The organism is Denitratimonas tolerans (assembly GCF_037203605.1).
In the GTDB taxonomy this organism is placed as follows: domain Bacteria; phylum Pseudomonadota; class Gammaproteobacteria; order Xanthomonadales; family Xanthomonadaceae; genus Denitratimonas; species Denitratimonas tolerans.
In genome coordinates, this window is record NZ_JBBDHC010000022.1 from 1 (window position 1) to 13,913 (window position 13,913).

The following is a 13,913-nucleotide window of genomic DNA, read 5'->3' on the forward strand; positions in this document are numbered from 1 at the left end:
TGATGGTCAACAACATCAGTCTGGCTCATCGAAGCCGTGTGGGACGCGGGGGGAGTCCATTCGATCATTCAAGCCGAAACCACTTCGTTCCAGCAAAGGCATGGCAGGAAAAGCTTGCCATGCCTTTGCCTCCACTACGCGTTTCGGCTTAACTCAGGCGTTCGGCGTCATAGTGGACTTCACCGCCTGCATTGCATACTATTCGTAGCATGACTAGCAAATCCTCCCCCTACGACACAGTTGCTTCGATCATCCGGAAGCACTTAGGAAAGCCGGCTTATGAACGCCCTGGGGTCATGCTCTATCAGGCGGATTGCCTCCAAGCGATGTCCTGTCTCCCGGCCGGCTTGATCGACCTCACCGTTACTTCCCCTCCTTACAATATAGGGAAGGAGTACGAGGAAATATCTACCGTTGACGCTTACATCGATTGGTGTTGCCGTTGGCTTCGAGAAATTGCTCGAATCTCAAAATCAAACGCTAGTTTCTGGTTGAATCTTGGATACTTGCAGATTCCCGACAGAGCGAAATGCTTGCCAATCCCGTATTTACTTTGGGACAAGGTTCCACTCCATCTACTTCAGGAGATAGTTTGGAATTACGGCGCGGGCGTAGCTGCTCGGAAGAACTTCTCACCACGTAACGAAAAATTTCTTTGGTATGTCGCTGACCCTAATTCTTACACCTTCAACTTGGACGATGTTCGGGATCCGAACGTCAAATATCCAAACCAGAAAAAGAACGGAAAGTTGAAGTGCAATCCTTTGGGAAAGAATCCATCCGATGTATGGGAGTTTCCAAAGGTGACTTCCGGAGCAAATCGCGCTTCTATGGAAAGAACTCCGCACCCAGCTCAATTCCCAGTTGCCGTTATTGATCGCATCGTTCGAGCTTGCAGCAACCCAAATGAAATCGTTCTGGATCCGTTCATGGGATCAGGAACAACCGCAGAGGTGGGTCTTGCGACCGGTAGGTTTACACTTGGCTTCGAGATTGAAGCGAAATACTTAGATATTGCCGCAAATCGGATGGAGAAATTTTCAGAGTGGCGCGATGCTTATCGTAGTCAACAGGTTTTACCTGTCCTCGTAGAGCAGCCTAAGCTTACCTCTTTCGACTTCCGGTGAAAGCCTGGCTTGTTGCCCAGTTGCTGCCGCCTGCCCCTGCCAATCCTCGTGATCCAACCATCCGAACCGAATCCTACGGAGCTTTGCGGCGGGCTTATTCTTTTCTACTTTGTCGAAGTTGATCGCCAGATAGTACCCCGATTTGCTTTTCTTAGCCTTTCCGCCAACTTGTGCATAGCTGCGGTTGCCGAAAATCTGGGTAGGATGTGAAGAAGTCTTTATCTCGATTGAAAATGCCTCGTTAGGGACGTAAACGATGTCCTTATCAGCTGACGTCTCCTCACCACGCCAAGTTCCCGGATAACGGGCTGCCAATTCAAGCGGAATCAATTCATGCAAGAAGAACGCCAAAATCTGAGGTTTCGGGTGCAGGTGCTGCCCAATGCGAAATCCCTTGGCTCCAATCTTTGACTGAAAGAGATTAGCCCACGAACACCTTACGACATCCACGAGCACGTCCATACCTAAAGGATATGCGGCGATCAGCTCCTGAGTTTTTGCTTCCCACAGGGCCGGCTTAAGTCGCGCGTACGGACTCGCCATCAGAAGCCCTCCAGCAGCGAACCCGGATCTACGCCGAGTGCACGGGCTATCGTTACTATGTTCTCGAGGCTAATATTTCTCTCGCCACGCTCAACGGAGCCAACGTAAGTGCGATGCAAGCCGCAACGGCTAGCAAGCTCCTCTTGCGATATGCCCGCTGCTTCCCGCAATGCGCGGATGCGGCGCCCAAACTGATGTTGCGGACTTTTTGCCTTCATATGGCAAGATTGTCTGTAACGAACACTTTGGGTCTACAGACTATGCGTAGCAAGTTACAAGCCTGCCTCCCTCCTCAGATGACGCCGAACAATTCGTTCAAGCCGACGCTGCTTCGTGGCGTCAAATGCGTGCCTACGCTACGCTAGCACGCATTCGCCGCCACTACGCAGCGCGGCTTAACTCAGGCGTTAGGCTTCACATCCAATATTCTTGCAGGGGGACACGTAGAGGCGGTAGAACTCACTCAGTGTCAGGCCGGGCTGGAACTGGATGTGGTTGATGCTCATGGTCGTCACCTCGCAGGGTCGGGTGACAGCATCCTGCGCGCCGACCGTCTCATATCCTGCGACTGGCAGCTGAGGGTCAGGGCTAATCAGGTGCGTGCATCGGGCGCTTGCGCGGCTGGACACAGATTCGGACGGCAGAGGGCGACTGGGACGATACGCGCCGGTGGCCGTATGCACTGATCAGGTGCCAGTCCCCTTGAGAATTCTGTTGTCAGAGAGTGGGTGCCGATTCCGAGAACAGCCATCATATGCGTCGGAGTAATCTGACCCGAAAGGATGGCGGCTTCATCGGCGGCGTGGACGCGGTCGATGAAGCCGCGATCCCGCGGCGATTCCGCGTCGAAGTGATGGCCGAAACCCCGGTCGATGAACGGGTCGATCACGTTCCCGAAACCGATGAACGCATGGAAATGGAATCGTTCGAGCAGCAGCGGAAGAATGTCCTGGGCGCGGATTCCCTCAAATCCTTCGGTTGAGCAGTCCCAGTCCATGTAGACCTCCTCCTGGCGCTGCAGCTGGAGGTTGTAGCGATATTCCGGCGGCAGCTCGCGCCAGAATTCCCGCACGATTTCCAAGGCCTCCGGCCAGCGCTGGTGGCCGTTGCGGCCGATCATGTCGCTGATGATGAACCGTCCTTCGGGCGGCAGGATTCGCGCGACTTCGTCGAAGATCGACTCCAGCGCCACGAAGTGATGCAGCGATTGATTCGCCATCACGCCGGCCACGGGCTCATCCTGCCGCCAGCAGTTGAGATCCGTCACGCGGGTCACGACGTGGGCCTCCAGGCCCTCGCTTGCCGCGTAATCCCCCCCTCGCTGGAGCATCGCCGGATTCATGTCCAGGCACTGGATCCTGAAATTGCGGACGCCCTGATCGAACAGGATTCTGGCGACTCGGACTTCGGTATCGCAGTTGCCGGAGCCGAGGCTGATGATCGTTCCGACCTCCTCGCTTCCCGCGACGCATTGCCGGATGTAGTGCGCGAAAAAGGCGTCCGGATGGGAGTACCCGTACGCTTCCAGCATCGGGCGCAGATACTTGTTCGACCAGTAGTGGAAGATCTCGGGGAGCGCGTTGACGTCCACCTGCTCCTGGAATATCTCCAGCTCCTTGCTGACCCGCAGCCGATAGTCCGAATCCACGGGTGCAGGGCCGGGTTCGGGATTTCCTGCGCGAAATCTTCGGAACAGCTTTTTCAGAATCACGGGCGTTCGACCAGGAAAGGGTGATGCAGGAGCATACATTGATGAATCGCGGAGCGACGCGGTGTGTCCGCGGCAGGAATTGAAGGGCAGGCGCGTGCCGGAGCCATGGCGAAGGGCTTGCGCGATGCAGTGCGCGCAGCGCACCCGCCGCGCCGGCGCGGCATCATATCCGCGGCGGTGCCACCTGTTCGCCACGCTCGTAGACCGCGCTCGCCCGGCCCACCAGCAGCGGATCGAGTGCGCCGATGCGATCCGTGTCCTTGTTGTCGTAGGGCAACGACAGCAGGGTGTAGCGCAGCGCGTTGAGGCGCGCGCGCTTCTTGCAGTCGGACTTGACCACGGTCCAGGGCGCATCGACCGAATCGGTGTGGAAGAACATCGCTTCCTTGGCGCGGGTGTAGGCCTCCCACTTGTCGCGCGAGGCCACGTCGATGGGCGAGAGCTTCCACTGCTTGAGCGGATGCGCCTGGCGCTCCATGAAGCGGCGGTTCTGCTCCTCGCGGCTCACCGAGAACCAGAACTTGATGAGGTGGATGCCGCTGTGCACCAGGTGGCGCTCGAACTCGGGGGCCTGGCGCATGAATTCGGCATATTCCACGTCCGTGCAAAAACCCATCACGTGCTCGACCCCGGCGCGGTTGTACCAGCTGCGGTCGAACATCACGATCTCGCCGGCGGTGGGCAGGTGGCGCACATAGCGCTGGAAATACCACTGGCCGCGCTCGGTCTCGGTGGGTTTTTCCAGCGCCACCACGCGCGCGCCGCGCGGGTTGAGGTGCTCCATGAAGCGCTTGATGGTGCCACCCTTGCCGGCGGCATCGCGTCCCTCGAACACGATCACCACGCGCTGGCCGGTTTCCTTCACCCAGGCCTGCAGCTTGAGCAGCTCCACCTGCAGGCGGTACTTCTGGCGCTCGTAGGTGCGGCGCAGCATCCGGTAGCGGTAGGGATAGTCGCCGTCGCGCCAGTGCGGCGAGAGCTCCAGATCCTGCGCCGGGGAGGTTCCCCCGATGTCCGCGGCCAACCTTCCGCGTTCGCCCAGATGGCGGCGCAGGGCGCGCGCGTCGTCGGGCGACATGCCCGCGAGGACCGACTCCAGCGCCTCGATCGCGGCGTGCACGCTGCTGCCGGCCTCGGCCAGATCCTCGGCCACCGCGCGCGAGGTTTCGCGCGCCGCGCTGACCGCCTCGTCGACGCGCGATTCTTCCAGCGCCTGCGCGGCGGTCGCGGCCTTCGCTCCGGTGCCCGGCCTGGCCTTGCGGCGTGAGGACGCGGTGGAGGGGGCGGATTTTCCGACGGCCATGGGCGGCTCCTGGATGCGGTGAGCGGTGTGCGCCAGTATGTCGCACCGCGTGGCGTGTTCGCGCGGCTCAGTTCGAGTCCCCGGCGGACGGCGACCCGCGCTGCGCCGCGATCAGCCAGGGCTCGTGGCGACGACCCCAGGCCACGTCGAGACGGTAGCGCGCCGCGTCGCGGTTTCCGGCGGTGGCGAGCGCGTCGTGGAAGCGGGCCGGCACGTGAAGGGATTCGACGTCCAATGCGGTGACGTGGGCGCGGTAGCGTGGCGGATTGAGCGGCTCGCCGGCGGCCCAGGTCTGCACCGTCACACCGATGCGGCCGCCCAGGATCAGGTAAAGATCGCGCTGCGGATAGCGCGCGCGCAGCGCGGCCGGATCGGTGCCGGCGTCGATCACGAACAGCCGGCTGCGCTCTTCACGCTCGGCGTCCAGCGCCTCGCGCGCGGCCTTGGCGCGGTGCGCGAATTCGGCGCGGGTCGCGTCCGTGGCGACATCGACCTGCGCCTGCGCGCGTTCCATGTGGCGTCGCGCCGCCTCCACCGCCGCCGCATGCGCGGCGCCGTCCAGCTCCAGCACCAGCCAGGCGCCACGATCGCCGTCGATGCGCCTGCGACGGGCCTCGTCGCTTCGAGCGGGCGCCGCGTCCGGCAGGTCGAATCCGAGCGCGCGCAGGCGCGGCAGGTCGAGCCAGTCCACCTCGCGCGAGTAGTGCGGATGGGGCGGTGCCTCGCCGACCTCATGGGACATCACGCGCCAGGCCAGCTGCAGCGAGATCGCGCTGCGCTCCTGCTCCAGTCCGTGATTCCAGCCCGGCGGAAGCTCGCGCTGGGTGAGGGTCATGCGCGCCTCCTCGGCGCTGCGATTCCACACGGCACCGGCGAGGATCACCGCGTTGACCGCAATGATCAGCGCAGCGCCTGCAAGGAACAGCCTGCGCGAACGCATGGCGCGGCTCATGGGTGCACCTGCGCCGCAGCGGCCATTGCACGGCGCAGCCGCGCGAACACGAAAAGCATCAGCACCGCGGTGGCGGCGATGAGCAGGAAGAAGAGGTACTTGGGCACCGCGTCCCACCACCAGTCGAAGAACCGCGTGTAAAGGAACAGGAAAAAGAAGGTCACTCCGGTGTTGACCACCTCGCCCCAGCCGCGCCGGATGCCCAGCCAGATCGCGCCTGCGCTGAACGCGAACCCGGCAATCTGGTAGACGCGCTCGATGCTGCGCGCGCTGCCGGGCAGGTAGCTGCCCCAGGCCCAGTTGGCCAGCAGCAGCACCGGCAGCAGCAGGCAGAGCAGCCCCGCGATGCGCCAGGTCGCGGCAAAGCCGGCGTACGCGCGCTGGTCGAGGAACTGCGGCACGAGGAGGAACAGCAGCGCCGCCGGAAAGAAGTTTTCCGGCCGCGCGCCGAAGTCGAGCCAGTACATCCCGCCGAAGGTGCCGGTGCGCGCCGCGATGAACCCCGCCAGGCATGCGATGCCCGCCACCAGCAGCAGGCGCAGCTCGCAGGCGTAGGCCAGCAGCAGCGCCAGCGCGGCCCAGGGCAGCAGCGCCCTGTCCGAAGGCGAGATGTTGAACAGTTCGCCCAGCAGACTCACGTTGAGCACGAAGCAGGCGAACGCCACCAGCGCCGCCAGTTTGGTGAAGTAGCCCGAGGCGTCGCGCCTGCCGATCAGCCAGCAGCCGATGAGCGATCCGATCGACGCGCCCAGCAGCACGATGACCTGCGCTGCGGTGGGCAAGAGCCCCCAGAAGCGTTGGAACACGAAGTACACCGCCGCCGCCATCGCCACCGCGCCGAGGAAGGAGACGATCCGCATCCCCAGCGACAGCCGCCGCGCATCGGCGCTGCGGTCGATGTCATAGCGCCGCGCCAGGTCGATCAGGAGCGCATCGTGGTGGCCGCGCACCGCGCGAAGCCAGGCCGCATCGGGTGCGGGCAGGCCCTCTTCACCCAGGCGATCCAGCTCGCTGCGGAATCCGGCGATGGCATCGGCGCGCCGCTGCGCCGCGCTGCGGCCGGTTTCCGCCTCGCCCTCGTAGTGCCTCGTCATCCGCCGTGCCCCGATCATCACCCGATGCCGGCAGTATGCGTCGCCGCCGCCATCTCGCCTAGACGCACCCGGCCACCGTGCCGGAAGGCACACGCCGCGGCAGAACCGCCGCGGATATGATGCGCGCCCCGGAACCTGTCGCCCCGGCGCGGGTCCATGCAAGTCCTCCGCGTGGAATCCCCATGATGCCTCCCCCGATGATCGAGCTGGACGCGGTCACCCGCCACTACCGCATGAGCGGCCAGACCGTGCGCGCGCTCGACGGCGTGGATCTGGCGATCCGCGCCGGCGAATACGTGACCCTCACCGGCCCCTCGGGCTCGGGCAAATCCACCCTGCTCAACGTGCTCGGCTGCCTGGACCGACCCGATTCGGGCAGCTACCGGCTCGACGGCATCGAGGTGCGCACGCTCGACGACACCGCCGCCAGCCGCGTGCGCAACCGCCGCATCGGCTTCGTGTTCCAGAGCTTTCACCTGCTGCCGCGCCTGACGGTGCTGGAAAACGTGCTGCTGCCGATGCGCTTTTCCGAGCACCCCGATGAGCAGGCCCCGCGCCGCGCGCAGACCCTGCTCGCGCGCGTGGGCCTGGGCGACCGCATGGGCCATCGCCCCGGCGAACTTTCCGGCGGACAGATGCAGCGCGCCGCGATCGCCCGCGCGCTGGTATTGAAACCCGCGCTGCTGCTGGCCGACGAGCCCACCGGCAACCTCGATTCGCGCAGCGCCAAAGACGTGCTGGCGCTGATCGACGAGGTGCACCAGGAAGGCCAGACCGTGGTGATGGTGACCCACGACAACGACGTAGCCGCGCACGCGCCGCGCCAGGTGCGGCTGCGCGACGGGAAGATCGAACATGACACAGCCGCCTGAATCTTCCATCCGCCAGCGCGGGACATGGCGCGCCGGCCTGCTGGCGCTGGCGCTGTCCAGCGCGCCCGCGCTGGCCGGTCCGCTGATGCTCACCGGCCAGGTGCGCGCGCTCGACGCCGAGCCGATCCTGATGCCGCAAAGCGACGTGGCCCCGGCGACGCTGCGCTACCTGATTCCCGAAGGCACCCAAGTGCAGCCGGGCGACGTGCTGATCCGCCTGGATCCGGGCAATTCGCTGAACAACCTGCAGGAGCTGGAGGCGCAGATTGAACAGGCCGGCGCGCGGCGCGACAAGGACCTCGCCGAGCTGAAGGTGAAGGCCATCGACGCACGGATCGCGCTGATCCAGGCGCGCGCCACGCGCGACAAGGCCCAGGTGGATGCGGAAATCCCGCGCGATCATCTCTCGGCGCTGGATTTTGATCGCTACGCCGGCGAGTACGAACGCGCCCGGCGTGAGCATGACCTGAAGCGCGCCGAGCTGGCCGCCGCGCAGGGCGCGGTGCAGCGCCGGCAGGCCGATGCGGTGCTGGAGGTGCGCAAGCTGGAGGCGCAGCTGGCCTACCACCGCCTGCAGGTCGAAGCCGCCGAACAGCGCGCCACCCGCGCCGGCACGGTGCGGCACGGCTTCGATTCGCGCAGCGGCCAGCGCTATGCGGAAGGCATGTCGGCCTATCCCGGCGCGCAGGTCGGTGAAGTGGCCGGCAACAGCGCCATGGGCGTGCGCGCCTTCGCGCTGGAATCCGAACGCGCCGGCCTGCGCGAAGGCCAGCCGGTCACGCTGCGCTTCGATGCGCTCGGCGACGTGGTCGCGAGCGGTCGGATCGAACGCATCGCGGGCGCACCGGAGGCCAAGCGGGAGTGGGGCGACGGGCGCTATTTCGAAGTGGACGTCGGTATCGACGATGCCGCCCTCTCGCCGCGCCTGCTCTCGGGCATGAGCGTGCGCGTGGATGCCGAAGTGCCCGATTCCCCCGCTGCCGCACAGGTCGCGCCGTGAAGCGCCTCGTTCCTCTCCTGCTGCTGCTGCCCGCCCTGGCCCCGGCGCAGACGCTGCGCCTGGACGGCGAGGTGTTCGCGCGCAGCACCGAGCAGATCGTCCCGCCTTCCATCGACAACCTCTGGAACCTCAACATCACCGAAATGGCTCCGGACGGCTCGATGCTCCAGGCCGGCGACATGGTGGTGGTGTTCGACGGCGGCGATACCCAGAACCAGCTCCTCACCCAGCGCAGCGCGCTGGCGGAAAAGGAGTCCCAGCGCGGCCAGCTCGTGCTGGAGCTGGCCGAGCGCGAGCGCAACGAGCGCCTCACCACCGAGGAGCGTCGCGCCAGCCTCGACAAGGCCCAGCGCAAGGCGACCCAGCCCGAAACCCTGGTGCGGCGGGTCGACTACCGCAAGCTGGTGATCGAACGCAGCGAGGCCGAAGAGCTGATGGCGCTGGCGGCCGAGCGCGAGCGTCTCGCCGCCGAGCAGCGGCGTCAGGAGCTGCGCCTGATCGACTCGGAAATCGCCGTCCTGCAGCACAAGATCACCCGGCTGGAAACCGCGCTGGCCGCGCTGCGCGTCACCGCCCGGCGCGCCGGCATGGTGAGCCACCGCAGCAGCTGGGATGGCGAGAAGTTCGCGGTCGGCTCGCGCGTGTTCCGCGGCCAGGCGGTGGCCGAGATTCCCGACATGGACACCCTCGCGGTGCGCACCCAGGTGGACGAGCGCGACCTGGCGCGCGTCGCCGTGGGCATGCGCGCGCGGGTGGTGGCCGAAGGCAGCGGCGTGGTGCTCGATGGGCACGTCGCCGACATCGGCCGCGTGGTGCGCAGCAAGTCGCGGGTGCAGCCGGTGCCGGTGGTCGACCTGCGCGTGGAACTGGAGCGCAGCGACGCCAAGCTCAAGCCCGGACAAGGGGTGCGCGTGGAACTTTCGCCCGGCCGCACGGAGGCCAGCCGCCCATGAGAATGATTCGAATCCTGGCGCTGGCACCGTGCCTGCTGCTTGCCGCCGGCTGCTCCCGGGCTCCGCTTCAGGAGCTACCGGTGGAAGTGCTCGTCGCCGCGCCGCTGGCGCTGGACATCGAGACTCAGGGCCAGGTGCGCGCGGTGCGCTCCACCCCGCTGGTGGTGCCGGGCCGCAACTGGACCCGCCAGCAGCTCACCGAACTGGCACCCGACGGCAGCGCGGTGAAACAGGGCCAGGTCATCGCGCGCTTTTCCGCCGCCCAGGGCGAGCTGCAGCTCACCGAGGCGCTGCTGGAAATCCAGCGCAACGCCCTGACCCGCGCCGGCAAGCAGGAAACCCTGGATTCCACCGTCGGGCGGCTGGAGGTGGATCTGGCGCAGGTGGATTCGGATCTCGCCATCGCCAGCCGCTACGCCGACGCCGACCTCACCATGTTCGCGCGCAACCAGATTCTCGATGCGATCCAGGATCGCGCCTTCCTCGATGCCAAGGACGACACCCTGCGCTGGCGGCTGGATCAGGCCAGCGACCGCGGCAGCGCCGAGCTGGCCGTGGTCGATGCGCAGGCCGCCACCTACCAGCACACCGCCAACCTGCGGCGCGAGGATCTCTCCTCGCTGGAGCTGATCGCCCCGCACGACGGGGTGCTGGTGCTGGAGGCCGACTGGAGCGGCGACAAGCCGACCGTGGGCTCGACGCTCTGGGCGCAGAACGAACTGGGCAGCCTGCCCGACACCTCCACGCTGGAGCTGCAGGTGTCCATACCGCAGCTGGATGCGCACGATGTGGAAAAGGGGCTGGCGGTCAGCGTCCACCCGCTCGGCCATCCGGAGCAGATCACGACCACCACGCTGGAATTCGTCGCCAACGCCGCGCAGGCAGCCGGGCGCGACAACCCGGTGCGCTACCTCAAGGCCAAGGCCCCGCTGCCGGCCGAGGCCGCGCAGCGCTGGGGCTGGGTGCCGGGCCAGGCCTTCCGCGCCGTGCTGCACCTCAACGACGGCACCGAGCCGACGCTGAGCGTGCCCAACGTGGCGCTCCGCTCCGATGCCGGGCAGAGCTATGTCTACGTGGTGCGCCGCGGTGAAGCGCAGCGGCGGGACGTGGAAACCGGCGCGCGCGGCCCGGCGCGCACCCGCATCGTCTCCGGCCTGGCCGCGGGCGATGCGGTGCTGCTCCTGCCCGATGCGATGGAGCGCGCGGATGCGGGCGGCGCAACGACCGCGGAGGCCGCGCCATGACATCCAACACCTCGAAAAACTGGCGCGCGAACCTCGCCCTGTGGCGCGAGGCGCTGGAGGAACTCTCTCGCCGCAAGCTGCGCACCGGCCTCACCCTGCTCGGTCTGATCTTCGGCATCGGTGCCATCGTGGCGATGCAGGCGGTGGGCGAAGGCTCCAAGCGCGAGGCGCTCAAGCTGGTGCAGGGCCTGGGGCTCAACAACCTGATCGTCGAAGCGAGAACCTTCGATGCGGACTCCCTGCGCGAGAACCGCAACCGCAGCATGGGCCTCACGGTGGCCGACGCGCGCGCGGTGCTCGAATCGCTCCCCGGCGCGCAGCAGTTCGCTGCCGAAAAGCGCATCAAGACCCACGCCGCCTTCAGCGCCAGCGGTGCCGGCGATGCCCAGGTCAGCGGCGTGACGCCCGACTACTTCGAACTGGCGGCGCTGGTGCCGGAGCAGGGACGCGCCCTGACCCAGGCCGACGAAACCCGCCTGGCCTCGGTGGTCGTCCTCGGCCACCAGGCCGCGCGCGACCTGTTTCCCGACGGCAGCGCGCTGGGCCAGGCGGTCAAGCTCAACCACGCCTGGTTCGAGGTCGTCGGCGTGCTCACCGATCGCGACCTTTCCGCCGACAAGTTCGAGGGCGTGCAGCTCGGGCTGGAGAGCAACCGCGCCTTCGTGCCGCTGTCGACCGCGCGGGCGCGCCTGCGCACCCAGCCGATGGAGGACGAGGTGGATCGGTTCTGGATCCGCATCGACGATCCCGCGCGCATCGCCGACGCGGCGCGCGTGGCCGCGGCCGTGCTCGACCAGCGCCACGGCGGCGTCGACGACACCAGCCTGGTGGTGCCGGCCCAGCTCTACCGGCAGCACCAGGAAACCCAGCGCATCTTCCAGATCGTGATGGCCGCCATCGCCGGCGTGAGCCTCCTGGTAGGCGGCATCGGCATCATGAATATCATGCTGGCCAACGTGCTGGAGCGCCGCCGCGAGATCGGTCTGCTGCGCGCCCTGGGCGCACGCCAGCGCGACGTGATCGCCCAGTTCCTGCGCGAAACCTTCGTCATCTGCGTGCTCGGCGCCCTGCTCGGCGTGGTGTTCGGCGCGATCGTGGCCTACCTCATCGCCACCCTCGCCGGCTGGCAGGTGGCCTGGGCACCGCTGCCGATCTTCATCGCCACCGCGCTGTGCGCCCTGGTCGGCCTCGCCTTCGGCGTCTATCCCGCGCGGCAGGCCGCCCAGCTCGATCCGATTGCGGCGCTGAGGGCGGAGTAGGCGCGGCGCGAGGCATGTCGCCTCACCGAGTGGCCGCTGCCTTCCGGCAGCGTGCCATCCGCATCCGGCCCTCGGCGTCCACCACCACGGTTCCCGTGTGCCGGGTCCGGACGAGAAGTTCGTCCGGCTTGACCAGATGGGAAGCGGCGGGCGCACCCGGAAGAATGCGCCAGATCTCCGCCTGCCATGCTCCCTGCGCATCGCGAGTCGCCCGGTACAGCACGCCCTGATTCATGGAGAGGTGCGCAAGCCCGGTCGTGACCACGATTGCGTCACCGAGCTGGTAGATGTCTTCGATGTTCGCGTCCAGGATGTGCTGCGGTGCGCCCGCATCGGGGAGGAACATCAGCTCGCCGCCCCACTCGCCGCGATCCGATCCCGCCAGCCAGCCGCCACCGACCCGAAGCGCGACGCCGGGAGTCTGCTCGACAATCTCCCGATGCTCGCGCAGGTTGCCCGAATGGACACGGATCACCGTTTCTCCGGCGGCGCGCTGCGCCTCCTCGTCATCGGCGCCGTAGGAAACGATCTGGCTCGGGTAGGCGAGGCGCTTCATTCGCTCGGGAGAGCGGTGCGCGTAGAGCTTCGTCGCGCGAGACTCGCGATGCCTGCGTTCGGCCGGAGCCTCGCACTCGGGGATCCCCTCATCAAGGTGCTCGTACCCGAAGAATCGCATCGCGAAGCCGGAGCCCCGCTCGTCGTTCTCCTCCGCCTCTTCACCGCGAATCTGCCGCACGGCGCTGCGCGCCGCCTCGCGCGTGGGCGGGTACCAGTGTGCCGTAGCGGCCTCGGAGAGTACCCCCAGCGCGGCGTCGGCCCGCAGGCGCCCGAGCGCCTTTGCCGCCGCCCAGGTGGCGCGCGGATCGACCGGATCATCGAGTGCGGCAACCAGCGCCGGCACGGCGGGTTCGTATCCGATGTACCCCAGCGTGAGTGCGGCGGGTGCGCGAAGCAGGGGGTCGCCCGCAAGGAATTCAGCCACCGCGGGACCCGCGCCCCGTGCCGCCTCGCCCGTCTCCGCGATGTCCCGCAGAATCCACGCCGAAGGCTCTTGCCGCAGCCTGCGCGCAAGGATTTCACCGCTGCGCCGCGATCCGATCTCCACCAGTGCTCCATCCATCCACGCTCCCAGCTCCGGAGCCTGCGCCTTCAGCGCCAACAGGCGCGGTTCAAGTGCAAGCCCGTCACGGCCCAGCGCACCGATCATTCCCAGCACGCCGCGGCGCGTCTGCGGTGGTGCATCCGGATCTTCGGCAATACCCATGAGGCCTTCGGCTGCGCGCTCGCGGCCAGGCTGAATCTGTTCCAGCACGGTGCCCAGAAGCCAGTGCGTTTCAGGCGGGCAGGGGGTCGAGCACGCTGCGCGTTCGAGGATGCGCGGAATGGCTCGCACACCGCTGCGCACGACTGCCGCGGCCTCTTGATTGTGCGGCGCGCTGCGGGATGCCAGATAGCGATCCACGGCTTCGCGCGCGGCCTTTTCGGAATCGATCCGCCCCAGCGCTGCGGGCAACCACCCCAGGCCGCGTTCCAGGCCGGCGCGGATGGCGTCAAAGTATTCGGGAGGAATCGAGGGCATGGCGCTCAGCGCGAGGCCGGCCCGCTCGGCGATGTCCGGATCCGGATCGGCCAGCAGGGGAACGAGTGCCTCTGCGGCTCCGGGAAACGAGGCAATCCGCTCTGCAAGCGTGTGGGTTTCCTGGCGCATGGGTGCGCCAGGAAGCTTTGGCTCCTTCGCGGTCTGGAGCAGCTCCTGGAGGCAATCGTCCAGCGTGGCGCAGTCCTTCGCGTGCGCGGAGCCCGGCTGCGTGAAGGCAAGCGCCAACAGCGCTGCGACAAGCCAAGGTGCGGATAT

General features: G+C 66.6%; 13 protein-coding genes. 6 read left to right on the forward strand and 7 right to left on the reverse strand.

The window, feature by feature from the left end; genetic code table 11:
• The first annotated feature begins 209 nt into the window (after positions 1-209).
• On the forward strand, positions 210-1,127 hold the full coding sequence (locus WB794_RS12625) for a DNA-methyltransferase (RefSeq protein ID WP_337336219.1): 918 nt from the start codon (positions 210-212) through the stop codon (positions 1,125-1,127).
• Here WB794_RS12625 and WB794_RS12630 read toward each other — a convergent pair.
• From WB794_RS12630 to WB794_RS12655, 6 genes are all read right to left on the reverse strand, one after another.
• Entirely contained in the window at positions 1,077-1,670 is a 594-nt protein-coding gene (locus WB794_RS12630; protein ID WP_337336220.1) for a ScaI family restriction endonuclease, read from the reverse strand. The genes WB794_RS12625 and WB794_RS12630 overlap by 51 nt on opposite strands.
• Positions 1,670-1,888 (reverse strand): helix-turn-helix domain-containing protein, encoded by a 219-nt coding sequence (locus WB794_RS12635; protein WP_337336221.1) that lies wholly within the window; start codon positions 1,886-1,888, stop codon positions 1,670-1,672. The genes WB794_RS12630 and WB794_RS12635 overlap by 1 nt, the downstream gene beginning before the upstream one ends.
• A gap of 374 nt (positions 1,889-2,262) precedes the next feature.
• Complete coding sequence (locus WB794_RS12640) at positions 2,263-3,381, reverse strand: class I SAM-dependent methyltransferase (protein WP_337336222.1); 1,119 nt, start codon at positions 3,379-3,381, stop codon at positions 2,263-2,265.
• A 163-nt stretch (positions 3,382-3,544) separates the two neighbouring features.
• Complete coding sequence (gene ppk2 / locus WB794_RS12645) at positions 3,545-4,684, reverse strand: polyphosphate kinase 2 (RefSeq protein WP_337336223.1); 1,140 nt, start codon at positions 4,682-4,684, stop codon at positions 3,545-3,547.
• A 67-nt stretch (positions 4,685-4,751) separates the two neighbouring features.
• Entirely contained in the window at positions 4,752-5,624 is an 873-nt protein-coding gene (locus WB794_RS12650; RefSeq protein ID WP_337336224.1) for a DUF4824 family protein, read from the reverse strand.
• An 8-nt stretch (positions 5,625-5,632) separates the two neighbouring features.
• Positions 5,633-6,730, reverse strand: coding sequence for a DUF2157 domain-containing protein (locus tag WB794_RS12655; protein ID WP_337336225.1), 1,098 nt, complete (start codon positions 6,728-6,730; stop codon positions 5,633-5,635).
• Positions 6,731-6,912: 182 nt separating this feature from the next.
• Here WB794_RS12655 and WB794_RS12660 point away from each other — a divergent pair, with 182 nt between their 5' ends.
• The 5 genes from WB794_RS12660 to WB794_RS12680 are packed head-to-tail and all read left to right on the forward strand — an operon-like array spanning position 6,913 to position 12,058.
• Positions 6,913-7,602, forward strand: coding sequence for an ABC transporter ATP-binding protein (locus WB794_RS12660; RefSeq protein WP_337336226.1), 690 nt, complete (start codon positions 6,913-6,915; stop codon positions 7,600-7,602).
• Positions 7,586-8,602: an HlyD family secretion protein gene (locus tag WB794_RS12665; protein WP_337336227.1), complete on the forward strand. Its 1,017-nt coding sequence runs from the start codon at positions 7,586-7,588 to the stop codon at positions 8,600-8,602. The genes WB794_RS12660 and WB794_RS12665 overlap by 17 nt, the downstream gene beginning before the upstream one ends.
• Entirely contained in the window at positions 8,599-9,555 is a 957-nt protein-coding gene (locus WB794_RS12670; RefSeq protein ID WP_337336228.1) for an HlyD family secretion protein, read from the forward strand. Before WB794_RS12665 ends, WB794_RS12670 begins: the two co-directional genes overlap by 4 nt.
• The gene (locus WB794_RS12675; RefSeq protein ID WP_337336229.1) at positions 9,552-10,799 is read left to right on the forward strand and encodes an efflux RND transporter periplasmic adaptor subunit; all 1,248 of its coding nucleotides are present in this window, start codon (positions 9,552-9,554) and stop codon (positions 10,797-10,799) included. Before WB794_RS12670 ends, WB794_RS12675 begins: the two co-directional genes overlap by 4 nt.
• Positions 10,796-12,058 carry an ABC transporter permease gene (locus WB794_RS12680; protein ID WP_337336230.1) on the forward strand — a complete coding sequence of 421 codons (1,263 nt, stop codon included), beginning with the start codon at positions 10,796-10,798 and terminating at the stop codon, positions 12,056-12,058. The genes WB794_RS12675 and WB794_RS12680 overlap by 4 nt, the downstream gene beginning before the upstream one ends.
• A 22-nt stretch (positions 12,059-12,080) precedes the next feature.
• Here WB794_RS12680 and WB794_RS12685 read toward each other — a convergent pair whose 3' ends face one another.
• Positions 12,081-13,883, reverse strand: a complete 1,803-nt coding sequence (locus tag WB794_RS12685; protein WP_337336231.1) for a HEAT repeat domain-containing protein — start codon at positions 13,881-13,883, stop codon at positions 12,081-12,083.
• Positions 13,884-13,913: the final 30 nt, after the last annotated feature.